Genomic DNA, 21,864 nt, shown 5'->3' on the forward strand with positions numbered 1-21,864 from the left:
TCCCGGCCACAAAAAAGGCGACCTGCAAAGGTCGCCTTTTTTGTGGCTGCAATGTTTACGCCGCCGCTTTACGCAACGTCGCCATAAACGCCGCCGCGCCAATGAACAGCCCGGCAAATGTACGGTTCATGCGCTTCTGCTGCTGCGGTGTGCGCAACAGACGCAGCACCTTCGACGCCAGACCGGTGTAGCCGGCCATGACGATCAGGTCGACACAAACCATGGTCACGCCGATCACCACGTACTGAATCAGCAGCGGCGCGTGCGGGTTGATGAACTGCGGCAGCACCGCCAGCATGAAGACCAGGGCCTTGGGGTTGCTGATGTTCACCAGAAAGCCACGGAACACCAGCGCCAGCGGTTTACCGATCGGCCGTACCGCCGCGTCATCGCTCATGTCCATGGGCAGCGCGCGCCATTGCTTGATGGCCAGATACACCAGATAAGCCACACCAAACCACTTGATCGCGTGGAAGGCCGTGGCCGAAGCGGTCAGGATCGCGCCGACACCGGCGCCGACAATCGCAATCTGCACCGCCAGACCGATTTGCAGGCCAAGGGCGTTCCAGTAACCGCGCCAGAAACCGTATTGCAGACCGCTGGACATCGACGCAATGGCGCCAGCACCCGGGGACAGACTGATCACCCAGCAGGCGGCAAAAAATGCCAGCCATGTTTGAAGCTCCATCGCACACCTCGACTCATGCTCGTGACAAATGCCTAAGCTAATGCGGGTTTGAATGGATGACTACCGATTTTTTGCTGAATGTTGCGGGTGCTGCTGAGGGCCCCTTCGCGAGCAAGCTCGCTCCCACAGGGGGAATGCATTCCAAATGTGGGAGCGAGCCTGCTCGCGAAGGCGTCAGAACAGACGCCGCAGAATCTACTTCTCGAACCCGCTCGACGGAAACACATCCGTCCCGCGCCAACGCCGCACCGAGCGCTGGAAGAACAGACTGTTGGGCACTTGCACCATGGCGCTACCAGTCCCCAGTTCTTCAGCCTCGATCAACGTGGTGTAAAGCAGATTGATCGCCACCACCCGGCCTTTTACGCCGGGCTTGTCAGTGGTGTCCACCAGCTCAACGATATCGCCCAGGCGAAACGGCCCGACGGTAAAGATCAGAATCGCGCAGAGCAGGTTCGACAGCACGCTCCACATCGCAAAGAACGCCACCGCCGCCACCGCGACGAAACCCGACAGCGCCGTCCACAGCACCGTGGCCGAGACGCCGAGGCGTTCCAATACGAAGATCAGCGCACTGCCCATGATCAGCCAGCGCAACACACCGCGCAGCGGCATCAGCAATTGCGGCGGGAACGGATAGCGCTCACCCAACCGGGTCAGGCCTTTGGCAACGAAGCGCTGAGTGAGGTAACCGGCCAGCAGAATCAGCAGAATCTGCACCGCAAACCAGATCGGCTCGATCCACTCCGCCGGCAGCGGCAGCTTGAACGCTTCCATCAGGACAGCGCCTCCAGCTCCGCTTGCATGCTTTCCAGCGTCTCGAGGGCTTCCATCCACGCCTCTTCCAGTTCGCCTTCGCGAACCTTCAGCTTGGCCTGCTCGGCGAGCAGATCACGCAATTCGTTCTTGCGTGCCGGCTCGTAGATGTCGCTGTCGCCGAGGCTGGCATCGACCTTGGCCAGCTTCTCGTGGAGCTTGCCCAGTTCGGCTTCGAGCTTGTCGGCTTCACGCTTGTGCGGGGCCAGTTGCTGACGCAACGCAGCCGCCGCCTGACGCTGAGCCTTCTTGTCGGTCTTGTCCGGGTTCACCGGCGTATTACTGACCGGGGCATTGCGCTGACGGTATTCCACCAGCCAGCGTGCGTAGTCTTCGAGGTCGCCATCGAACTCTTCGACCTTGCCGTCAGCGACCAGATAGAAGTTGTCGGTGGTGCTCTTGAGCAAGTGCCGATCGTGAGACACCACCAGCACCGCACCGCTGAATTCCTGCAGCGCCATGGTCAGCGCCAGGCGCATTTCCAGGTCGAGGTGGTTGGTCGGTTCGTCGAGCAGCAGCAGGTTTGGTCGTTCCCAGGCGATCAGCGCCAAGGCCAGACGCGCCTTTTCACCACCGGAGAAATTCAGCACTGGCTCATCGATGCGCGCACCCCGGAAGTCGAAACCACCGAGGAAATCACGCAGGGTCTGCTCGCGCTCGGTCGGCGCCAGACGCTGCATGTGCAACAACGGGCTGGCCTTGGAATCCAGCGAATCGAGCTGATGCTGAGCGAAGTAGCCGACCACGGTGTTCTCACCACGGGTCAGGCGCCCGGCGATCGGTGACAGCTCGCCGGCAAGGTTCTTGATCAGGGTCGATTTACCCGCGCCGTTCGGCCCGAGCAGGCCAATCCGCGCCCCCGGGGTCAGTTGCAGCTTGACCTTCTCGAGGATGGTTTTGTCGCCGTAACCCAGGCTGGCATCGGACAGGTCGATCAGCGGGCTGGAGATCTTGTTCGACTCGCGGAAGACGAAATCGAACGGCGAATCAACGTGGGCCGCCGACAGCTCTTCCATCCGCTCCAGGGCTTTGATCCGGCTCTGCGCCTGACGGGCCTTGGTCGCTTGCGCCTTGAAGCGCGCGATGTAGCTCTCCATGTGCGCACGTTGCGCCTGCTGCTTCTCGTAGGCCTGTTGCTGCTGGGCCAGACGTTCGGCACGGGCGCGTTCGAATGCGCTATAGCCGCCGCGATACAGGGTGATTTTGCGCTGATCGACGTGGGCGACGTGATCGACGACTTCGTCGAGGAAATCGCGGTCGTGGGAAATCAGCAGCAAGGTGCCCGGGTAGCTTTTCAACCACTCTTCGAGCCAGATGATTGCGTCGAGATCCAAGTGGTTGGTCGGTTCGTCGAGCAACAACAGATCCGACGGGCACATCAATGCCTGCGCCAGATTCAGACGCATCCGCCAGCCACCGGAAAAATCGCCGACCTGACGATCCATCTGCTCGTTGGTGAAACCGAGACCGGCGAGCAACTTGCGCGCTCGCGCATCAGCGGTGTAACCGTCGGCGCTGTCGAGTTCCGAGTGCAGACGCGCCTGAGCGGCACCGTCGTGCGCCGCTTCGGCGGCGGCGAGGTCACGTTGCACCTCGCGTAGACGCAGGTCGCCATCGAGCACATAGTCGACGGCAAGGCGTTCGAGCGTCTCGATTTCCTGGCGCATGTGGGCGATGCGCCAGTCAGCCGGCAGGAAGCAATCCCCCGAGTCCGGGTGCAGCTCCCCCCGGATCAAGGCGAACAGGCTCGATTTGCCGGCGCCGTTGGCACCGATGAGGCCGGCTTTGTGGCCGGCGTGCAGGGTCAGCTCGGCGTCTTCTAGCAGACGTTGCGGGCCACGCTGTAAAGTCAGGTTCTGAAGTCGGATCATAATGGCGGCGGAGTCTACCAGCTTCGCTCACAACTGGCGCGAGTAGCACGATGTCCTCTGACCTGTGGAGCTTTTCCCTTGCCACCTACGCCCGACCGGGCGTGGAAGACGCCTGCCTGCAACTGCAAACGGCGGGCGCGAATGTATGCCTTCTGCTGTGCGGTTTATGGCTGGAGCAGCGCGCAGTGACCTGTGATCAACAACGCGTACGACTGCTTCAGGCGCTGACCGAGCCTTGGGATGTCGAGGTGGTGCAGCCGCTGCGAACCCTGCGTATGCAATGGAAAGCGCGGGCGGTGGATGACGCGGTGTTGAAAGGCATGCGCGAGCAGATCAAATCACTCGAGCTGGAAGCTGAGCGAGCGTTGCTGTCACGGCTTGAGGGTGTGGCGCAGGAGTGGACGCGAAACGATGCAGGTTCAATAACCTGGCTTGAGGGATTGGCCGGCGCGGCGGCCAGCCCGAACCGCGACGCGCTGCAAGTGCTGCGCGTCGCGGCAACCGACACTTAGGAAGCGCTGGTCGGGTTGTTGCTGGTGCTCGACACAGCAGCTGGCGATGGCGCAGTCGATGGCGTCGAGGTAGTTGCGGCTGGAGCAGGTGCCGATGGCGCAGCCGACGCTGCCGGTGCGGCAGGCTTAGCGGCTGGCGCGGTAGCCGGTTTAGCGGTAGCTGGTTTAGCGGCAGCTGGCTTTTTAACGGCTGGTTTTGCAGCTGGCTTGGCGGCTGGTTTTGCAGCAACAGGCTTGGCAACAGTCGCTGGTTTGGCAGCAGTGGCCGGTTTAGCGGCTGGCTTGGCTGCCGGTTTGGCGGCGGCATTCACGGCTGGTTTGGCAGCAACTTTTGCTGGTGCTTTTGCAGCAGGTTTAGCGGCAGTCTTGGCAGCTGGTTTTGCAGCAGCAGTTTTAGCGGCAGGTTTTGCGGCAGCTTTGGCAGCAGGTTTAGCGGCCGGTTTAGCAGCGGCGGTTTTCGCTGGAGCAGCTTTTGCTGCAGCTGGTTTGGCGGCTGGTTTAGCAGCGGCGGCACGGGTAGCCGGCTTGGCAGCGGCAGTACGCGCAGCAGGTTTTGCCGCCGTGGTTTTAGCCGCTGGTTTTGCAGCGCTCGCTGCAGCCGGTTTTTTCACTGCAGGTTTTGCCGCAGCTTTGGCAGCTGGTTTTGCAGCGGCTTTCACCGGTGCTTTTGCAGCAGGCTTGGCGGTAGTTTTAGCAGCAGTTTTTGCCGCAGGCTTGGCCGCTGCGGTTTTCGCTGGAGCTTTTGCAGCAGCCGGTTTGGCAGCTGCTTTCTTCGCCGGTGCCGCTGCCGGTTTGGCTGCACGCGAGGACAACACTTTACCCACGGCTTCTTGAACGCGACCAACACCTTGGGCCAGTTTCAGGCTTTCCTGGGCATCGCGTTTGAGTTGCAGAATGTAGCTGCGGGTGTCGGACTGACGATCCTTCAAGGCATCGAGCAGGTCTTCCAGTTCTTTCACTGCGCCCTTGGCTTTGGTCTGTGCCTTGGCTTTGCCGGCGGCAGCTGCGTCCTGCAATTTGGTGCGGGACTTGTGCAGTTTTTCTTGCGCCTTGCCGCGTTGCTTTTCCAGTTTGGCGAGCAGTTTTTCAGCATCAGCCAAGGCTTGGGAGCAAGCGTTTTCCAGATGCTCGAGCAAGCTGCCCGAGAGTTGTTGGAGTAAGTGCAACGGAGTATTTACAGGCTTCTTGGTGGCCGACATGGTTTACCTCCTGGCTGACGTGAGTGCGGCTCATACTAGACCTCTGCAGTTACCGCCGCTAGGGCATCTTGACAGTATCGATTGCGTTGCGTTGCACCGAATCGAAAATGTTCTGCGCGAAGGCAAAAGCAGTTCACCGTTGCAGACGTTCGCGCTGGCATAATCCACCGCATCTCAGGACGGAGTGTGCCCATGTCGCGCTACTTTTTTTTATCCCTCTGGATGGTTTTTTCGGCCGCTCACGCTGACGAAAAAACCACCGCGAATGACGCTCACGATCTGGCCTACAGCCTCGGTGCCAGCCTAGGTGAACGGCTGCGTCAGGAAGTCCCGCAATTGCAGATTCAGGCGCTGGTCGATGGCTTGCAGCAAGCCTATCAAGGCAAGCCGCTGGCATTGAGCGAGGCCCGCATCGAACAGATTCTGGCCGATCATGAAGCGCAAAATGCCGAGCACTCTGCACAGCCTTCAAGTGATGCGGCGATGGAAAACGAGCAGCGTTTTCTCACCGCAGAAAAAGCCAAACCGGGCGTGAAGGAACTGGCCGACGGCATCCTGCTCACCGAACTGACACCGGGCACTGGCACCAAGGCCGGACCTGACGGAAAAGTGCAGGTGCTGTATGTCGGTCGACTACCCGACGGCACCGTGTTCGATCAGAACACTCAGCCACAATGGTTCAATCTCGACAGCGTGATTGCCGGCTGGCGCACCGCGCTGCAGAACATGCCGGTGGGTGCGAAATGGCGCTTGGTGATTCCATCGGATCAGGCTTATGGCGCCGACGGTGCCGGCGACCTGATCGCCCCGTTCACACCGCTGGTGTTCGAAGTGGAATTGCGCGGCGCGACGAGTTGAGCAGGCAATAAAAAACGGTGCGCTTGGGGCGCACCGTTTTTTTGATCAGGGTTCGGATCAGGCCTGAACCGGATCTTCTTCCTTGTGTGCTGTGTGCAGCACTTCAATCAGGCAGTCTTCGAGTTCGAAGCGCTCGTGCAGCAGGCCACCGAGTTCCTTGAACTTCTCGGCTACGCACTTGCCTTCATCGCAAAGATCGTTGAAGGCGAGCAGCTTCTCGGTGATGACGTCGATGCGCGGATAGATCGTCTCGGCAAGTTCGAGGCCGCGCTTGTCGTTGAACGCTTTGGCTTCGCCAGTCAGCTGTTCGTAGATTTCGAAGTGCCCGGCCGAGACGTAATCGACCAGCACGCCGCAGAACTCCTGCAAGGGCTTGCGGCTCTCGGCCAGCGACTCCGGCTGCGCACCGAGTTTATCGTAGGCACCTATCAGCTCTTCACGCTCTTGCAACCAGCGGTCGATCAGCAGATGAACTCCACCCCAACGTTCCTGAGCATTCTGACAACTTTCGAGCATGGCGATCTCTCTTCCCTTGTGGGTCATGCTGCTCTACACCCGCGCCCCTCTTTTGATTTTGGCTTGGGGGACGGCCGGGCAGAGCGTCATCGAGCAACATAAATCCAATGACACGTGCGGGCCAGATTATGCCCGCACGCCTATGGCTTCAAGGTACGCAGGAGATAAAGTTCATACAAGTGTTTAATCCCGCAGCAGCGCCGGGTGCGACGCTTCGCCGCTGAGCGGGCGTTGCAGAGCACTCCAGACCAGCCGCAACATCTGATACACCGCGAGAATCGAGACGGCGACAAAGAACAACAGGCTCCACTCCGGGATGCTCAGGTCGAACAGGGTCCAGGAAATTTCCGCACAATCGGCACCGCCGCTAAACATACTTTGCAGCGCACAGATCCACGGCAGACCACTGAACAATGCCTCGGGGGCTGGCGAGCAATTGAGCAGATGCAGCAGCGGATCACTCTGGATCAGCACCTGCCGCCAGGCAGCCGTAGTGCCACCAAGGCTCGCGCCCAGCGTCATCAGCCAGTAGAACCACAAACCGACACGCATGGGGCCGTGCACCGCCGCCACACCGCTGGATACGCACAGCAGCGTAAGGAACAGGCGCTGCACCAGACACAGGCTGCATGGGATCAGACCGACAGCATATTCAAGATAATAGGAAGCTCCCAGAGCAAAGGCCCCCGCAGTGAAAGCCATGAAGAACAAGGAGCGTGAGCAGGCCAACGACATGGCTTTTCCGTACCAATAGAGACAGACGGTTACGGTAGAGGAAAGCGTGTCAGCCTTTCAAGGCAAGGCCCTGCCGACAGTTCACCAGAGGTGTAGGGAAAACCCGACAGGTTCGAGAGGAATAGATGTAACCCGCTGTAGGAATTTGCCCTGGACACTCACCGAAGTTGAAATTCCAGCCACAAAAGACACGCGAGGGAGCGAACTCCCCCACCACTTCAGACGTGAGCAGGAACCGGCAACGGCGCGGCCAGCAGGCGTTCGTCGAGCAGACCGAGGCCTTCCTGAAACAACTGATTGCTGCGTTCGGTATCGCCCAACTGTGCGAGCAGACGCGCCAGCTCCGCACAGGCTTCCGGATTGCGCTGCACACGCAGGCTGCTTTCCAGATAATCCCGCGCCTTGCCCCACAGACTGGTTTGCAGACACAGCCGGCCGAGGGTCAACAGCAAGCTCGGATCGCTCGGATGATCTTTCAGCCAGCCTTCGGCGGTTTGCAACTGACGGGCCGGATCGCTGCCGCGCACCAGACCGTAGAGGCGGGCCAGATGGCTGTCGTACTTGCGCTTGAGGGCAGTGCGCAGCACTTCTTCCGCTTCGACCTGAGCGCCCAACTGACGCAACTGTTCGGCGTACGCCAACACCAGCGGCGGCTCTTGCCGCTGCGCCGAGGTGAGTTGCTGCCAGGCGCGCGTGAGCGACTGCAGACCAACTGTCCCGTCCTCTTCACGCTGGGCGGCCAGCGAAAGGTTCTCACCCCAGGCGCGGCGTTCAAGTTCAGCCAGTTCGGCGGGTGGCAGGACTTTGTCCTTGCGCAACTCCGGCAGCAAGCGAATCACCGCCGACCATTCGCCGCGCTGCTGATACAAGCGCTGCAACTGCCGCAGTGTCTGCGCATTGTGCGGATGGCGATCATGCATCGCTTGCAGGGTCACCAAGGCACCGTCGGTATCGCCACGGTCGGTCTGCAACTGCGCATGGCTCAGAGCGATTGCCAATTCCGCTTGCGGCTGACGCTCCAGTGCGCGCTCCAGCAAACGATCACACTCTTCGTAATTGCCTTGCTCATTGGCCGCGCGGGCAGCGCCGAGGTAATACAGCAATGGCTGACGCTCGGCCTCAGCCGCTCGATAAAGATGACGCTGAGCGCTGGCCCAGCGACCTTCGGCCAGATCCAGTTGGCCGTGCTCGATCGCCACTTGCACGCGGCGACTGCGGTTGCGGCGTGACCATGGGTTGACCACACCACTGGAGGTCATGACCAATTCAACCAGCGCCTTGATCCCCCAGATCAGCAGCCACAACACTGCGATCACCGCCAGTGTCGCCCACAGGCTCGACTCGTAGCGGAAGCTCTTGTAGGCCACCAGCACGTAACCGGAATGCTCGGCGATCGCCAGCCCCAGCGCCGCCGTCGCCGCGATCACCAGAAACACGATCACATACAGGCGTTTCATGGCGTGGTCTCCTGCGCGGTGTTGGCGGCAGGTTTGGCGAAGGGTTTCACCGACTCTTCGGCGTTGACGTTGCGCCGCTCAAGATAGGCTTGCACCGCGCTCAGCGTACCGGCGAGATCCGGGGTCGTGACCGTAACCGGCTCCTTGCTCAACTCGCCGACCTGTTCGAGCATCACTTTGCTTTGCGGATTGTCCGGGTTGAAATTGCCCTTGAGCACATCACGCGCTTCGGCCAGTGCCTGGGTGTAGACCGGCGCCTGCCCGTTGAGCGCAGCCCACTGCGCCTGCTCCAGCGCCAGGCTCAGGGCCAGACGTACTTGGCTCAGACTCTGTCCGGCCAGCAGCGGCCGCACATTCTTGTCGGCATTGAAATCGATACGGATGTAACGCGATACCTTATCCCACCACTGCGCCCAACGACTGGCGCCGTCACCGTCGGCGGTCAGGCCCAGCAGCGATTCGCCGCGATCCTTGTACTCCGGCGCCAGCTCGGTGAGGTCGATGACCTGATCACGCAATGCGCCGAGCCGCAGGAACAGACCGGTGCGATCCGGTTGCGCCGTGCTACGCAGCGCCACCAGGGTTTTCGCCACTTGCTCGCGAGCGGCGAAAGAGCCGGGATCGTTTTGCTCACGAAGAATTTCGTCCGCGCCCTGCACCAGCGCCTGAGCGCTGCTGATGTCCTGCAACGCCGAAAGACGCAGGCTGGCCAGACGCAGCAAGTGCTCGGCCTCGGCCAGACGCCAGTCCTTGCGGCTGGCGCCGAGGACGGTTTCCAGACGTTGATTGAGGCGTTGTTGATCACCCTGAATCTGCGTCACCAGACGCTGACGCTCGGCAAGTTCCTCGGCACCCGGCAACTGCGCGAGGCGCTCGGTCAAACGCTGTTCATTGAGCTTCAGGCTCTGCGCCTGATCATTCAATGCCTGCACTTCACCGGACTGCTGCTGAGTGTTGGTCTGCAGGTGACGGACCTGCCAGACACCCCAGCCACCGATCGCGACGCCGGCAGCGCCGAGCAACAGGGCGACGATGGCCAGTCCATTGCCTCGGCGCGGCGCTGTGGCCGGCGGTGGAGCTTCAACCTGGGTTTCAATCACAGGCTGGACGTCATCTTTAGGCAAGGCTGTTTCGCTCACGTATCCATCCTTTGCATTAGAAAACGGGTTCGGGATGCTCCCGTAACGCCGTCAGCAAAGCCGCGGCACTCGCACCGCGGCAATCCACAACTGTTTGAGCCCCGGCGGCACGTGCCAGCTCGGCGACCCTTGGGCTTGGTACAAACAACGGCAACGGCGCGATTGTCGGCCAGGCATCGCCGGCCATTTGGCGCAGGTGCTCGAAACCCTGTCCACTGCTGACCACCAGCCCGTTCAAGCGTTCCGCTGCGATCCGCCGTGGCAGCTCATCCGGGGCATAGGCTGGCAAGTCGCGTCGATACAATTCCAGATACTCGACACTAGCACCTAGCTCGCGCAGGCGCTCGGCGAGTAGTTCGCGCCCGCCCTCACCGCGCAGGATCAATACCTGCGCGCCGGGCTGACTGACTGCCTCACGCAGACGCGGCAATTGCAGCAAGGCTTCGCTGTCATCGCCGTCAGCCGGGAAGCTGACGTCGAGGCCGTGATCGTGAAGAATCTGCGCAGTCGCGGCTCCAACACTGAACCAAGGCATCGTCAGCGATGACGAGCCGTCTAGCAGATCCACCGCAATGCGAGCCGCCGGTTTGCTGACCACAATCACCGCGTTGCAACGCGGCAACTGCGCGATCGCCCGACGAATTTTGTCAGAGACCGGCAGTGGAACAATGTCCAGAAGCGGCAAACAGCTACTGAAAATCCCCTGCCCGGCCAACGTCTCGGCCAGCACCACACAGTCTTCCGCAGGGCGCGTCAGCAGCAGGCGCCAGCCAGTCACTCGTGACCTGCCTCGCCGTACACCGCTTTGAGAATTTCGTCGGCGCCTTGGCTGAGCAGGTCTTCGGCGACCTTCACGCCCAACGCTTCGGCATCGGCACGCGGCGCCCGGGCTTCAGCGCTGAGCAGCTTGCCGCCGCTCGGTTCACCGACCAGACCGCGCAGCCACAACTGCTCGCCTTCGAGCACGGCGTAGCAAGCGATCGGCACTTGGCAGCCGCCATTCAAATGTTTGTTGAGGGCACGTTCGGCGGTCACACGGGAAGTGGTATCGGCGTGATGCAGCGGTGCGAGCAAGGCGTGGATTTCAGTGTCGGCGCTGCGGCATTCGATGCCGACTGCACCTTGGCCACCGGCCGGCAGGCTGTCGTCGACGCTGATCGCCGAAGTGATGCGATCTTCGAAGCCGAGGCGGATCAGGCCGGCGGCCGCGAGGATGATTGCGTCGTACTCGCCGGCATCAAGCTTGGCCAGGCGGGTGTTGACGTTGCCGCGCAGGAAGCGGATCTGCAGATCCGGACGACGCGTCAGCAGTTGCGCCTGTCGGCGCAGGCTCGAGGTGCCGACGATCGCGCCGGCAGGCAACGCATCAAGACTGGCGTAAGTATTGGAAACGAAGGCATCGCGCGGATCTTCGCGCTCGCAAATGCAGAAGAGACCGAGGCCTTCAGGGAAATCCATTGGCACGTCTTTCATCGAATGCACGGCGATATCGGCTTCGTTTTCCAGCAGCGCGGTTTCCAGTTCTTTGACGAACAGGCCTTTGCCGCCGATTTTCGACAGTGGCGAATCGAGCAGCTTGTCGCCGCGACTGACCATGGGCACCAGCGTCACCAGCAGGCCCGGATGGGCCGCCTGCAGACGGGCTTTGACGTATTCGGCCTGCCAGAGGGCCAGCGCACTTTTACGGGTGGCGATGCGGATTTCGCGAGAGGACATGGATCAATCCGTACTGAATAGATACGGCGGATAATAACAGCTCAGCCAAATCCACTTTGACTTGAATCAGAGTCGGCGCGGCCTCCCTGGCCTGCAGTGCCCGGTAATAAGGAGCTGGAGCCACCCGGAATGACCGGGTTACAAGCCCTGCATCATTTTGCGCACACCGGCTACATGCCGACGGCTGACGATCAGCGCATCACCATTGAGACCTTTGAGGAACAGCTGGAAATGCCCCAGCGGCGTGCGCTGCAGACGTTCGATACGCTCACGGGCGACCAGCGCGTTGCGATGGATACGCACGAAGCGCTCGCCGAATTCGTCCTCGAGAGCTTTGAGTGGTTCGTCCAGCAGCACCTCGCCCGCCTCGTGACGCAACGTCACGTATTTGTGGTCGGCGATAAAGTAGACCACCTGATCCAGCGGGATCAGTTCAATGCCTTTGCGGGTGCGGGCGCTGATATGGCTGCGCGGGCCGGAGCCACTCTCGGCAGCGGGACGGGTCAGGGCCGAGAGTTGCGCCCGATTGGGACGTTCAGCCCGTTTCAGGGCGTCATGCAGATGTTCGGTTCGCACAGGTTTCACCACATAGCCCACGGCGCTGGCCTGCAGGGCTTCCACGGCAAATTCATCGGGGCTGGTGCAAAACACCACGGCCGGCGGCGTTTCGCGTTCGCACAGACGGGCAGCAACCTGCAGGCCATCCAGGCCCGGCATACGAATATCGAGCAGCACGATATCCGGCTTGTGGCTGTCGATCAGTGCCAACGCCTCTTCGCCATTCGTGGCGCTGGGCTCCAGAACTGTGTAGCCCTCGAGCTCGCTCACCATTCGGCTGAGGCGCTCGCGAGCAAGTGGTTCGTCATCAACGATCAGGACATTCATATTGCGCTGGATTCCTGCGTGAGTCTCGCACAAGGATAGCGTAGACAGGTGAAGTGACGTCCGTCACCGCGATCCACGCTAAGACTAGCCCGAGCGCCAAAAAGTGCCGTACGTCGGCCAGCAATATTTGCCAGTGTCCGGGTCGTACTGCTCAAAGCCCGCTGTTTCTGCGTTTTTCACGGGGATTGTCGAAGGACAATTACACCCATCCCCTCTTCTTATAGTCGGCGGCCAGATCTTTGCCCGATCCAAGTCTCACCGACCCTTATGTCCAACTGTAGACGCTTGCCGGGCCGATATTGCTCAATCGAAAAATATCGTTGCGCAAAACCTCCGGGGCCAGCGTCAACTATGGCGCACACAATGAGAAAAAAACGTATCGACCAGTGTCAGCGACAGGATTGGCAACCCTGTTATTATCCGCGCCAGCGTTTCACGCCTTTTTTCTTCAAGCCGATACGAGCGAATTCATGAGCACTGACAAGACCAATCAGTCCTGGGGCGGCCGCTTCAGTGAACCCGTCGACGCCTTCGTCGCCCGCTTCACCGCCTCCGTCACTTTCGACCAGCGCCTGTATCGCCACGACATCATGGGCTCGATCGCCCACGCCACCATGCTGGCCAAGGTCGGCGTGCTGACCGATGCCGAGCGCGACAGCATCATCGATGGCCTGAAGACCATTCAGGGCGAAATCGAGGCCGGTCAGTTCGACTGGCGCATCGACCTCGAAGACGTGCACATGAACATCGAAGCACGCCTGACCGATCGCATCGGCGTCACCGGCAAAAAGCTGCACACCGGACGCAGCCGTAACGACCAGGTCGCGACCGACATCCGCTTGTGGCTGCGTGACGAAATCGACCTGATCCTCGCCGAGATCACCCGCCTGCAAAAAGGCCTGCTGGAGCAAGCCGAGCGCGAAGCCGCGAGCATCATGCCGGGCTTCACCCACCTGCAGACGGCGCAGCCGGTGACCTTCGGGCACCACATGCTGGCCTGGTTCGAAATGCTCAGCCGCGACTACGAGCGTCTGGTCGACTGCCGCAAGCGCACCAACCGCATGCCACTGGGTAGCGCCGCGCTGGCTGGCACCACCTACCCGATCGACCGTGAATACACCGCGCAACTGCTGGGCTTCGACGCCGTCGGCGGCAACTCGCTGGATAACGTGTCCGATCGTGACTTCGCCATCGAATTCTGCTCGGCCGCGAGCATCGCGATGATGCACTTGTCGCGCTTCTCCGAAGAGCTGGTGTTGTGGACCAGCGCGCAATTCCAGTTCATCGATCTGCCGGACCGCTTCTGCACCGGCAGCTCGATCATGCCGCAAAAGAAAAACCCCGACGTACCGGAACTGGTGCGTGGCAAGACCGGCCGTGTGTTCGGCGCACTGATGGGCCTGCTGACCTTGATGAAGGGCCAACCGCTGGCTTACAACAAGGACAACCAGGAAGACAAAGAGCCGCTGTTCGACGCCGCCGACACCCTGCGCGACTCGCTGCGGGCCTTTGCCGACATGATCCCGGCGATCAAACCGAAGCACGCGATCATGCGTGAAGCGGCGCTGCGTGGTTTCTCCACCGCGACCGATCTGGCGGATTATCTGGTGCGCCGTGGCTTGCCGTTCCGCGATTGCCACGAGATCGTTGGCCACGCGGTGAAATACGGTGTGGACACTGGCAAGGATCTGGCCGAGATGAGCCTGGAAGAATTGCGCCAGTTCAGCGATCAGATCGAGCAGGACGTGTTTGCCGTGCTGACCCTGGAAGGCTCGGTGAATGCCCGTGACCATATCGGCGGCACTGCGCCGGCGCAGGTCAAGGCTGCTGTGGTACGCGGTCAGACGCTGATCGCTAGCCGCTAAAAGCCAAAAGCCAAAAGCTTCGCGAGCAGGCTCACTCCTACATTGGAATGCGTTCCCCTGTAGGAGTGAGCCTGCTCGCGATAGCTGCTTTCAACTCACTACAAACCTCACTTCTTGGCAGCGATCATCGCCAAAAACGCAGGCATCGCCGCATCCTTGTCCGCCGCAATCTTCTGCACATGCGGATTCTGCTCAAGCCGCTCCAGCAGCGCCTTCGCCTGTGGCAACTCCGCCAGCAAATCAATCCCGAACAGCTTCTGCCCGACCGCACAGGCCAGCGGCACGCTGTAGAGGAAATACAAATCGGCAATGCTCAGACTGTCGCCCGCCACGTACGGGGCGAATTTGCCGTGCCGGCCCAGCGCCGCAAAACCCAGCAGCAATTCGGTTTGGGTCTTTTCCTTGATCGCCTCCGGCAGGCTCATGCCGAAGAACGCCTCGCCATAGCAGGCGCGTCCCGGCAGCTCGATGTACAGCTCGATTTCCTTGGCAATCGCCAGCACCTGCGCGCGCTCGAACGGATCGCTCGGCAGCAGCGGCGTGCCTTTCTGGGTTTGTTCGAGGTATTCGAGGATGATCGCCGTTTCGTTGATGAAACCAGCCTCAACACCCAGCACCGGGACTTTGCCGCGCGGGCTGATGGCCAGTGACTCAGGGGTAGACGTCGGGTAGAACGTGACTTCTTCGAACGGTAGGCCTTTTTCCAGCAGCGCCAGCTTGACCATGTTGTAGTAGTTGCTGACTGAGAATCCGTAAAGCTTGAACATCACATAGCCTCCAGGCCGTGCGGGGTGGGCAGTGCCTGTTTATAGATCGTGCAAGCGAATCGCGCCAGCAGCATCACCCCGCTGAATGCGGGTAAACTGGCGCCTTTCCATGAGGAGCCTGCCATGAGCGAGCCGACAGACATCGACAACGACAACGACAACGACGAAGAAGAGTTCACCGAGGCTACGCTGATCGAAGCCATCGAGAACCAGATCGAAAGCAACAACCCGCCAGCGGCCAAAGCGACTTTCAACAAGCTGACCCTGGTAAACGTCGAGCGCGAAGAGATTCTCAACCTGATGGCACATGTGCTGGCCTATGAGATTGACGCGATGCTCGATGAAGACCGTGCATTTGATACCGAATGGTACGAAGCGGCGCTGCGTGCATTGCCAGAGCTGCCACCGGAAAAGCAGTAACCCCGATCCTGTAGGAGTGAGCCTGCTCGCGATAGCGTTCTGTCAGTGAAGAATATGCTGACAGGCACTCCGCTAATCGCGAGCAGGCTCACTCCTACAATGTTTGTAACGTATCCATCCAGCCAACTCCCCGGCCCCGACTACACTGGAATCCGCCTCAAGACAAAATCCCTGATCTGAGCACTGGACATGCCGCAAAAGCGGGTTCACCTTAGGGACGCTGTCGTCCAATTCCTAGAAAGTCTGGAGTCCTTATGTCGCTTACCCCTGAGTTGGTTGCCGAACTGGAAGTCCTCGCACTCTTTAACCTGGACAGTTCCCAGGAAGGTCTGAAAATTCATCAGACCGCTGCCCCGAAACACATTGCTGCCGCCAAACGCCTCTTTGAAAAAGAACTCACCGACCAGCCCGATGGCGGTTATCTGACCAGCCTCGGTCGCGACGCTGCACAAAATGTGCAAACCGTGCTGACCATTCTGAGAGAGCAAGAAACCGCCTGATCCCCCTGACTTCGCCCACGGGAACTCCTGCCACGGGATTTCCGCGGGCCTGCCCGGCCTCCCGCGATATAAATCTGACGTCAAAAAACAAATTCAGCTTAAAAGTCCCGCTGTGCTAAGGCTAAACTGCCTGACATTCCGAGACCCTCTACGTCCGAGCCTGCGAGCCGGTTTGAGCTGACATGACGCGCACCCACGAAATCCGCCCCGACCTGGACGAAGGTATCGACCGCAAGGTCCTCGGCCAACTGCGCGCGCGTTTTCTCAAACTCAATGAAGGCCGCCTCGGCCGCGCCCTCGAAGGCCTGTCGACACGCCAACAGAGCGTGTTGACGCTGCTGCCGCTGTTCTTCCACGTCAATCATCCGCTGCTGCCGGGTTATGTCTCGGGCAGTACACCGGCCGGCCTGTCGAATTACGAGCCGGATGCCAACACCCTCGCCGAAGCGCAACGCCTGACCCGCTCGTTCTCCTACAAGCCGCGCCACGGCAGCAATCCACCGCGCCCGATTCATGGCCTGTTCCTGATGGGCAGCCTCGGCACGCTGGCGCAGGCTGATCAGAGCGACATGGACGTGTGGGTCTGCCACGCGCCGGATCTGAGCGAAAACGAACTCGCCGAACTGGGCAAGAAATGTCAGTTGCTGGAAGCCTGGGCCGCGAGTCAGGGCGCCGAGGCGCATTTTTTCCTGATCGACCCGGTGCGCTTCGTCAAAGGCGAACGCGACACCCAGCTCAGCTCGGAAAACTGCGGCAGCACTCAGCACTATCTGTTGCTGGACGAGTTCTACCGCACCGCGATCTGGCTGGCCGGACGCACGCCGATCTGGTGGCTGGTGCCGGTTTACGAAGAAACCGCCTACGACCTCTACACCCACACCCTGCTGTCCAAGCGCTTCATCCGTGCTGACGAAACCCTCGACCTCGGCCATCTGGCGACCATTCCGCCGGGCGAGTTCATTGGTGCCGGATTGTGGCAGTTGTTCAAAGGCATCGAGTCGCCCTACAAGTCGGTACTGAAACTGCTGCTGACCGAGGTCTACGCCAGCGAACACCCGCAGGTGCAGTGCCTGAGCCTGCGCTTCAAGAAAGCCGTGTTCGCCAACCAGCTGGATCTGGATGAACTGGATCCGTACATGGTGGTGTACCGGCGTATCGAGGAATACCTCACCGCGCGTAACGAGCCGGAGCGGCTGGAACTGGTGCGCCGCGCGCTGTACCTGAAGGTCAACCGCAAGCTCACCGGCAACAGCCGCACCCAGAGCTGGCAACGCACGTTGCTGGAACGGCTTGCCAGCGAGTGGCATTGGGATCAGCGACAACTGACGCTGCTCGACAGCCGCAGCCAGTGGAAAGTCCGTCAGGTCAGCGCCGAACGCCGGGCGCTGGTCAATGAGCTGAACTACAGCTATCGCTTCCTCACCCAGTTCGCCCGCACCGAGCAGACCGTCAGCCTGATCAACAAGCGTGACCTCAATGTGCTCGGCCGCCGGCTCTATGCCGCCTTCGAACGCAAGGCCGACAAGGTCGAGTTCATCAACCCCGGCATCGCCCCGGATCTGGCAGAAGACACCCTGACACTGGTGCAGTCGCGCAACAAAAAGGAACCGGGGCAAACCCAGTGGGGCCTGTATAACGGCAGCCTTACCGCACTGGAATGGGAGCACTTCGCGCCGATCAAGCGCAGCCGCGAACTGCTTGAATTGCTGACCTGGTGCCACCGCAACGGCGTGATCGACAGCAGCACGCGTCTGGCCCTGCATCCCGGCACCAGCGACCTGAGCGAGTTCGAACTGTTCAACCTGCTCGGCAGCCTGCAACAGTGCATCGCCCTGCCCCTGCCTACAGTGGCTGAAGAGCCATTGCTGCGCGCTGCGGTACCGAGCGAAGTGCTGATTCTGGTCAACGTCGGCATTGATCCGCTCAAACATCACCGCGACCTGAACATCCTGATGACCACCGAGCGCACCGACTCGCTGAGCTATGCCGGGGTGCGCGAAAACCTCGTGCTGACCCTGGATCAGGTCACGCTAAACAGCTGGAACGAAGTGCTGGTCAACCGTTTCGACGGCCCCCACGCCCTGCTCGACTGCCTGCGCGATTACCTCAACAACCTGCCACGCGGGGCTTTGCAGCCGTCGTTGAAGGTGCGCTGCTTCTGCCACAACCGTGCACAGTTCATCGCCCGTCGCGTCGAGGAAATCATCGACACCGCGCAAAATCTGTTGCTCAGCGAACTGAATCATCGCTACCTGATTCAAGTGCAGCAGCATTATCACGTGCTGGAATTGGTACCTGGTCAGGTCAACCACGTCGCGCTCGCGACATTGCCAGCGTTGCTGGATTACCTTGGTGAAGAACAGCCGCGCTACAGCCCGCTGCACCTGGACCCGATGGCGCTGGAAGATCACGACCTCGCACTGATCCTGCCGATGGGCCAGCCGGAATGCATTCAGGTGTTCTACCGGATCACCGAGCAGCAGGCCGAGCTGTACGTGCTGGATGAGTTCAACGCACTGTGGCAGCAACATTTGCCTTATCACGACGAGCAGAGCTTGCTGGTGCCGTTGCAGCGATTCCTGCAATCAATCCTGTTCCGCCGTGAAGCCGTGCTACCGATGGACGCCAGCCCGGATGCCCGTCTCGACACTTTGTATTACCAGTTATTGCCTTCGGGTCCGGGGCGCGCGCGTCGGGTCGAAGCACGGCCGGCACCGCAAACGCCGGTGAACAAGCCGTTCTATGACGTGCAGGCGATCGTCGGCAAAGCCGCACCGGGCGAAGTGCAGGTCACCCTGTATTGCAATCAACGGGAATTCAGCGAGCTGGAACATGGCGACCAGCTGTTCAGCGTGGTCGCCCGGGAGATCGTCGAGCAGCGCCGCGAGAGCGAACGCTATCGCTGCTACATCACCGACCTCGACCTGTCGGGTCTGCTCGGTGACGGGCAAAGTTCAAGCAATCTGTATCTGCGCTACAAGGCTGACCTGGAGCGCGCCCTGAACGAGGCGCTCGAACAGGTCTGAGGCGGATTACTCGGGAAACGCGCCACCGTTGGCTGGTTGCGATTCGACTTCCAGCAAAGTCAGTTTGAGGGTCTTGCCACCGGGTGCCGGCCAGTCAATGTGCTGACCGACCTTCAGGCCCAGCAACGCACTGCCGACCGGGGCCAGGATCGAGATCTTGCCCTCATCGGCGTTGGCATCCTTCGGATAGACCAGCGTCAGGTGGTAATCCTTGCCACTGCCTTCTTCGCGGCAATGCACACGGGAATTCATCGTCACGACATCGGCGGGCACTTCATCGTGGCCGACCACGGTATCGGCGCGGTCCAGCTCGGTTTGCAGCGCAATCACGCCCGGCGCAGCCTGGTCTTTCTCGTTCAGGTTGTCGATCAGGCGCTCCAGACGTTGCACGTCCAGACGGGTAAGGGTGATGGAAGGTGCGGTCATGATCCGGGCAGACTCCTTTCTTCTGCACACAAAAAAAGCAAAACCCCGCCAAAAAAGACGGGGTTTTCACCAGGCCTCGATGGGTTGAGGCGTGTTCGGACACTATCACAGCTCAAAAAATATACAAGTCACCCACCCGGCCAGTCCCTACGTTGGGGAATTGCGGCGGTCTGCGGCTTGGGCACAGATGACCCGGCGGCGTTGATCGTCCGCCGAACGCCATTCGCGAATGTCTTCGACATGGCGGAAGCAGCCGAGGCAGACCTTTTGCTCATCTAGCCGACACACGCCACTGCATGGCGAAGGCACGGCCGGGCTGATGTTGCTGTAAAGCGGCTTGGGTGGACGAACAGGAGCGGTGTCAGTCACGGAATCACAGACCTTCGAAGTCGAATTCAGCGCCAGCCTGTTGCTTGACGATGCGCTCGAGCATTTCGCCCAGTTGCTCTTCGCTCTTGTCGCACATCCAGCGCTCGCTTTCTTCGTCGTAGTCGAAGTGGAAACCACCGGACACCGCCGCCAGCCACAGCTGACGCAGCGGCTCCTGGCGGCTGAAGATCAGCTGCGAGCCGTTTTCGAACTTGACGGTAAGCACACCGGCCGAGCTCTCCAGGTCGATATCCAGATCACTTTCGTCAAAAATGTCTTCCAGTTTTTCCTGGGTTTCATCGACCAGATCGTGAAAACGGGCTTCGGACAAACTCATTGCGGCAACCTCAAAAAATGTCTGATCAGGCACAAGCGCCGAAAGATACGGACGCTGCCGGCCGATTGCAAAGATTAACGACCAAGCACCTTGCCCCACTCCTGACACCAAACCCTTGTAGGAGTGAGCCTGCTCGCGATAGCGGTGTGTCAGTCAGCATATAGGTATCTGACACTCCGCTATCGCGAGCAGGCTCACTCCTACAGGAGATTGCGGCGGTTCGGGCAGCTTTAGGCAAGCCCCGCCGGACGGGAACCCCATCGCATAGGCAAGCCGCCGGGTGGCCGGTATACTCCGGCGCAATTAACGCATTTTCAAGGATTTCGCCATGAAGCGCCTGATCTCTTCCCTTGCTGCGCTCGTCGCGGTTGCCTGCCTTGTTTCGGCCTGCGGTCAAAAAGGCCCGCTGTACCTGCCCGATGATGATCAGGACCCGGCCGAACAAGCCCAGTCTTCGCAAAAGCAGCCGGCTTCGAAAGCACACAAGCACGACGTTTACTAAGGGATCGCCATGGACGCTTTTAACTACCGTGGCGGGGAGCTGTTCGCGGAAGGGGTGGCGCTGTCAGCCATCGCCGACCGTTTCGGCACGCCCACCTATGTTTACTCGCGCGCACACATCGAAGCCCAGTATCTGGCTTACGCCGATGCACTGGCCGGCATGCCGCACTTGGTCTGTTTTGCCGTCAAAGCCAACTCCAACCTCGGCGTACTGAATGTCCTGGCCCGCCTCGGCGCCGGTTTCGACATCGTTTCCCGTGGCGAGCTGGAACGCGTTCTCGCCGCTGGTGGCAGCCCGGACAAGATCGTCTTCTCCGGAGTCGGCAAGACCCGTGACGACATGCGTCGCGCCCTCGAAGTCGGCGTGCACTGCTTCAACGTCGAATCCACCGACGAGTTGGAACGCCTGCAAGTGGTTGCCGCCGAGCTGGGCGTTCGTGCCCCGGTATCGCTGCGGGTTAACCCGGACGTCGATGCCGGCACCCACCCGTACATTTCCACCGGTCTCAAAGAGAACAAGTTCGGCATCGCCATTGCCGACGCCGAAGACGTGTACGTGCGTGCCGCACATCTGCCGAACCTGGAAGTAGTTGGCGTCGACTGCCACATCGGTTCGCAACTGACCACGCTGCCACCGTTCCTCGACGCGCTCGACCGCCTTCTGGATCTGGTCGACCGTCTCGGCGATTGCGGCATTCACCTGCGCCACATCGATCTCGGTGGTGGTTTGGGTGTGCGTTATCGTGATGAAGAGCCGCCATTGGCTGCCGACTACATCAAAGCCGTGCGCGAGCGTCTCAACGGTCGTGATCTGGCGCTGGTGTTCGAGCCAGGCCGTTTCATCGTTGCCAACGCCGGCGTGCTGCTGACTCAGATCGAGTACCTCAAGCACACCGAACACAAGGATTTCGCCATCGTCGACGCGGCGATGAACGACCTGATCCGCCCGGCGCTGTATCAGGCGTGGATGGACGTTACCGCGGTCAAACCGCGTGACACCGCTGCGCGCAAATACGACATCGTTGGCCCGATCTGCGAAACCGGTGACTTCCTCGCCAAGGATCGTGAACTGGCGCTGGAAGAAGGCGACCTGCTGGCCGTGCATTCGGCCGGTGCCTACGGTTTTGTGATGAGCTCCAACTACAACACCCGTGGCCGTACCGCTGAAGTGTTGGTAGACGGTGATCAGGTTTTTGAAGTGCGCCGCCGCGAAACCGTGGCTGAGCTGTTTGCCGGCGAAAGCCTGCTGCCGGAGTAACCC

23 protein-coding genes and 1 pseudogene are annotated in these 21,864 nt (G+C 60.6%); 8 read left to right on the top strand and 16 right to left on the bottom strand.

All coding sequences use genetic code 11. From position 1 onward, the window contains the following. Positions 1 to 55: 55 nt before the first annotated feature. From rhtB to VY732_RS28625, 3 genes are all read right to left on the bottom strand, one after another. The gene (rhtB, locus tag VY732_RS28615) at positions 56 to 688 is read right to left on the bottom strand and encodes a homoserine/homoserine lactone efflux protein (protein ID WP_034152015.1); all 633 of its coding nucleotides are present in this window, start codon (positions 686 to 688) and stop codon (positions 56 to 58) included. A 195-nt stretch (positions 689 to 883) separates the two neighbouring features. After that, entirely contained in the window at positions 884 to 1,465 is a 582-nt protein-coding gene (locus VY732_RS28620) for a mechanosensitive ion channel family protein (protein WP_064116380.1), read from the bottom strand. Further along, entirely contained in the window at positions 1,465 to 3,375 is a 1,911-nt protein-coding gene (locus VY732_RS28625) for an ATP-binding cassette domain-containing protein (RefSeq protein WP_331693050.1), read from the bottom strand. The genes VY732_RS28620 and VY732_RS28625 overlap by 1 nt, the downstream gene beginning before the upstream one ends. 50 nt (positions 3,376 to 3,425) lie before the next feature. Between VY732_RS28625 and VY732_RS28630 the strand changes: the two genes are divergently transcribed. Beyond that, complete coding sequence (locus VY732_RS28630; protein ID WP_077575000.1) at positions 3,426 to 3,887, top strand: TIGR02444 family protein; 462 nt, start codon at positions 3,426 to 3,428, stop codon at positions 3,885 to 3,887. On the opposite strand, the gene VY732_RS28635 is transcribed toward VY732_RS28630, so the two are convergent. Beyond that, complete coding sequence (locus VY732_RS28635) at positions 3,884 to 5,086, bottom strand: AlgP family protein (RefSeq protein WP_331693051.1); 1,203 nt, start codon at positions 5,084 to 5,086, stop codon at positions 3,884 to 3,886. The genes VY732_RS28630 and VY732_RS28635 overlap by 4 nt on opposite strands. Positions 5,087 to 5,278: 192 nt before the next feature. On the opposite strand from VY732_RS28635, the gene VY732_RS28640 reads away from it, so the two are divergent. After that, positions 5,279 to 5,944, top strand: a complete 666-nt coding sequence (locus VY732_RS28640) for an FKBP-type peptidyl-prolyl cis-trans isomerase (RefSeq protein ID WP_077575002.1) — start codon at positions 5,279 to 5,281, stop codon at positions 5,942 to 5,944. 57 nt (positions 5,945 to 6,001) lie between these two features. Here the strand turns inward: VY732_RS28640 and VY732_RS28645 are convergent, their stop codons facing one another. The 8 genes and pseudogenes from VY732_RS28645 to VY732_RS30115 form a co-directional block, all read right to left on the bottom strand. Next, positions 6,002 to 6,460 carry an Rsd/AlgQ family anti-sigma factor gene (locus tag VY732_RS28645; RefSeq protein ID WP_038359126.1) on the bottom strand — a complete coding sequence of 153 codons (459 nt, stop codon included), beginning with the start codon at positions 6,458 to 6,460 and terminating at the stop codon, positions 6,002 to 6,004. Positions 6,461 to 6,643: 183 nt separating this feature from the next. After that, entirely contained in the window at positions 6,644 to 7,195 is a 552-nt protein-coding gene (locus VY732_RS28650; RefSeq protein WP_077575003.1) for a disulfide bond formation protein B, read from the bottom strand. 218 nt (positions 7,196 to 7,413) lie between these two features. Next, a complete protein-coding gene (locus tag VY732_RS28655) occupies positions 7,414 to 8,652 on the bottom strand; it encodes a heme biosynthesis protein HemY (protein ID WP_116028484.1) in 1,239 nt (412 codons plus the stop codon). Beyond that, on the bottom strand, positions 8,649 to 9,791 hold the full coding sequence (locus VY732_RS28660) for a uroporphyrinogen-III C-methyltransferase (RefSeq protein ID WP_331693053.1): 1,143 nt from the start codon (positions 9,789 to 9,791) through the stop codon (positions 8,649 to 8,651). Before VY732_RS28660 ends, VY732_RS28655 begins: the two co-directional genes overlap by 4 nt. A gap of 16 nt (positions 9,792 to 9,807) precedes the next feature. Beyond that, the gene (locus tag VY732_RS28665) at positions 9,808 to 10,569 is read right to left on the bottom strand and encodes a uroporphyrinogen-III synthase (protein WP_331693054.1); all 762 of its coding nucleotides are present in this window, start codon (positions 10,567 to 10,569) and stop codon (positions 9,808 to 9,810) included. Continuing rightward, positions 10,566 to 11,507, bottom strand: coding sequence for a hydroxymethylbilane synthase (gene hemC / locus VY732_RS28670; protein WP_331693055.1), 942 nt, complete (start codon positions 11,505 to 11,507; stop codon positions 10,566 to 10,568). The genes VY732_RS28665 and hemC overlap by 4 nt, the downstream gene beginning before the upstream one ends. 138 nt (positions 11,508 to 11,645) lie before the next feature. Beyond that, entirely contained in the window at positions 11,646 to 12,392 is a 747-nt protein-coding gene (locus VY732_RS28675; protein ID WP_077575008.1) for a LytR/AlgR family response regulator transcription factor, read from the bottom strand. Beyond that, positions 12,389 to 12,529, bottom strand: a pseudogene (locus VY732_RS30115) (sensor histidine kinase); the annotation flags it as partial. The gene VY732_RS28675 and the pseudogene VY732_RS30115, both read right to left, overlap by 4 nt. A 333-nt stretch (positions 12,530 to 12,862) precedes the next feature. Between VY732_RS30115 and argH the strand changes: the two are divergent. Beyond that, a complete protein-coding gene (gene argH, locus VY732_RS28680; protein WP_077575009.1) occupies positions 12,863 to 14,257 on the top strand; it encodes an argininosuccinate lyase in 1,395 nt (464 codons plus the stop codon). Positions 14,258 to 14,364: 107 nt separating this feature from the next. Here the strand turns inward: argH and VY732_RS28685 are convergent, their stop codons facing one another. After that, positions 14,365 to 15,024, bottom strand: coding sequence for a glutathione S-transferase family protein (locus VY732_RS28685; protein WP_331693056.1), 660 nt, complete (start codon positions 15,022 to 15,024; stop codon positions 14,365 to 14,367). Between the two features lie 123 nt (positions 15,025 to 15,147). Here VY732_RS28685 and VY732_RS28690 point away from each other — a divergent pair, with 123 nt between their 5' ends. The 3 genes from VY732_RS28690 (at position 15,148) to VY732_RS28700 (ending at position 18,970) form a co-directional block, all read left to right on the top strand. Further along, positions 15,148 to 15,444, top strand: coding sequence for a hypothetical protein (locus tag VY732_RS28690; protein ID WP_331693058.1), 297 nt, complete (start codon positions 15,148 to 15,150; stop codon positions 15,442 to 15,444). Positions 15,445 to 15,698: 254 nt separating this feature from the next. Further along, the gene (locus VY732_RS28695) at positions 15,699 to 15,944 is read left to right on the top strand and encodes a TIGR02647 family protein (RefSeq protein WP_003229392.1); all 246 of its coding nucleotides are present in this window, start codon (positions 15,699 to 15,701) and stop codon (positions 15,942 to 15,944) included. 182 nt (positions 15,945 to 16,126) lie between these two features. Next, positions 16,127 to 18,970, top strand: a complete 2,844-nt coding sequence (locus tag VY732_RS28700; RefSeq protein ID WP_331693061.1) for a class I adenylate cyclase — start codon at positions 16,127 to 16,129, stop codon at positions 18,968 to 18,970. Between the two features lie 6 nt (positions 18,971 to 18,976). Here the strand turns inward: VY732_RS28700 and rnk are convergent, their stop codons facing one another. From rnk to cyaY, 3 genes are all read right to left on the bottom strand, one after another. Then, on the bottom strand, positions 18,977 to 19,396 hold the full coding sequence (rnk, locus tag VY732_RS28705) for a nucleoside diphosphate kinase regulator (RefSeq protein ID WP_053124969.1): 420 nt from the start codon (positions 19,394 to 19,396) through the stop codon (positions 18,977 to 18,979). Positions 19,397 to 19,543: 147 nt separating this feature from the next. Beyond that, positions 19,544 to 19,765 (bottom strand): DUF1289 domain-containing protein, encoded by a 222-nt coding sequence (locus VY732_RS28710; protein ID WP_331693062.1) that lies wholly within the window; start codon positions 19,763 to 19,765, stop codon positions 19,544 to 19,546. A gap of 4 nt (positions 19,766 to 19,769) precedes the next feature. After that, positions 19,770 to 20,102, bottom strand: coding sequence for an iron donor protein CyaY (gene cyaY, locus VY732_RS28715; RefSeq protein WP_077575013.1), 333 nt, complete (start codon positions 20,100 to 20,102; stop codon positions 19,770 to 19,772). 328 nt (positions 20,103 to 20,430) lie between these two features. On the opposite strand from cyaY, the gene lptM reads away from it, so the two are divergent. Together lptM and lysA are read left to right on the top strand one after the other, a co-directional pair. After that, positions 20,431 to 20,604, top strand: a complete 174-nt coding sequence (gene lptM, locus VY732_RS28720) for an LPS translocon maturation chaperone LptM (RefSeq protein ID WP_042561715.1) — start codon at positions 20,431 to 20,433, stop codon at positions 20,602 to 20,604. A gap of 9 nt (positions 20,605 to 20,613) precedes the next feature. Next, positions 20,614 to 21,861, top strand: a complete 1,248-nt coding sequence (gene lysA / locus VY732_RS28725) for a diaminopimelate decarboxylase (RefSeq protein WP_331693063.1) — start codon at positions 20,614 to 20,616, stop codon at positions 21,859 to 21,861. Positions 21,862 to 21,864: the final 3 nt, after the last annotated feature.

Origin of the sequence: Pseudomonas sp. ZY71 (assembly GCF_036542145.1) — a bacterium.
GTDB classification, from domain to species: domain Bacteria; phylum Pseudomonadota; class Gammaproteobacteria; order Pseudomonadales; family Pseudomonadaceae; genus Aquipseudomonas; species Aquipseudomonas koreensis_A.

Coding starts and splice junctions, on each gene's coding strand:
- rhtB (WP_034152015.1), bottom strand. CDS start 688: ATGGAGCTTCAAACATGGCTGGCATTTTTTGCCGCCTGCTGGGTGATC.
- VY732_RS28620 (WP_064116380.1), bottom strand. CDS start 1,465: ATGGAAGCGTTCAAGCTGCCGCTGCCGGCGGAGTGGATCGAGCCGATC.
- VY732_RS28625 (WP_331693050.1), bottom strand. CDS start 3,375: ATGATCCGACTTCAGAACCTGACTTTACAGCGTGGCCCGCAACGTCTG.
- VY732_RS28630 (WP_077575000.1), top strand. CDS start 3,426: ATGTCCTCTGACCTGTGGAGCTTTTCCCTTGCCACCTACGCCCGACCG.
- VY732_RS28635 (WP_331693051.1), bottom strand. CDS start 5,086: ATGTCGGCCACCAAGAAGCCTGTAAATACTCCGTTGCACTTACTCCAA.
- VY732_RS28640 (WP_077575002.1), top strand. CDS start 5,279: ATGTCGCGCTACTTTTTTTTATCCCTCTGGATGGTTTTTTCGGCCGCT.
- VY732_RS28645 (WP_038359126.1), bottom strand. CDS start 6,460: ATGCTCGAAAGTTGTCAGAATGCTCAGGAACGTTGGGGTGGAGTTCAT.
- VY732_RS28650 (WP_077575003.1), bottom strand. CDS start 7,195: ATGTCGTTGGCCTGCTCACGCTCCTTGTTCTTCATGGCTTTCACTGCG.
- VY732_RS28655 (WP_116028484.1), bottom strand. CDS start 8,652: ATGAAACGCCTGTATGTGATCGTGTTTCTGGTGATCGCGGCGACGGCG.
- hemC (WP_331693055.1), bottom strand. CDS start 11,507: ATGTCCTCTCGCGAAATCCGCATCGCCACCCGTAAAAGTGCGCTGGCC.
- VY732_RS28675 (WP_077575008.1), bottom strand. CDS start 12,392: ATGAATGTCCTGATCGTTGATGACGAACCACTTGCTCGCGAGCGCCTC.
- argH (WP_077575009.1), top strand. CDS start 12,863: ATGAGCACTGACAAGACCAATCAGTCCTGGGGCGGCCGCTTCAGTGAA.
- VY732_RS28685 (WP_331693056.1), bottom strand. CDS start 15,024: ATGTTCAAGCTTTACGGATTCTCAGTCAGCAACTACTACAACATGGTC.
- VY732_RS28690 (WP_331693058.1), top strand. CDS start 15,148: ATGAGCGAGCCGACAGACATCGACAACGACAACGACAACGACGAAGAA.
- VY732_RS28695 (WP_003229392.1), top strand. CDS start 15,699: ATGTCGCTTACCCCTGAGTTGGTTGCCGAACTGGAAGTCCTCGCACTC.
- VY732_RS28700 (WP_331693061.1), top strand. CDS start 16,127: ATGACGCGCACCCACGAAATCCGCCCCGACCTGGACGAAGGTATCGAC.
- rnk (WP_053124969.1), bottom strand. CDS start 19,396: ATGACCGCACCTTCCATCACCCTTACCCGTCTGGACGTGCAACGTCTG.
- cyaY (WP_077575013.1), bottom strand. CDS start 20,102: ATGAGTTTGTCCGAAGCCCGTTTTCACGATCTGGTCGATGAAACCCAG.
- lptM (WP_042561715.1), top strand. CDS start 20,431: ATGAAGCGCCTGATCTCTTCCCTTGCTGCGCTCGTCGCGGTTGCCTGC.
- lysA (WP_331693063.1), top strand. CDS start 20,614: ATGGACGCTTTTAACTACCGTGGCGGGGAGCTGTTCGCGGAAGGGGTG.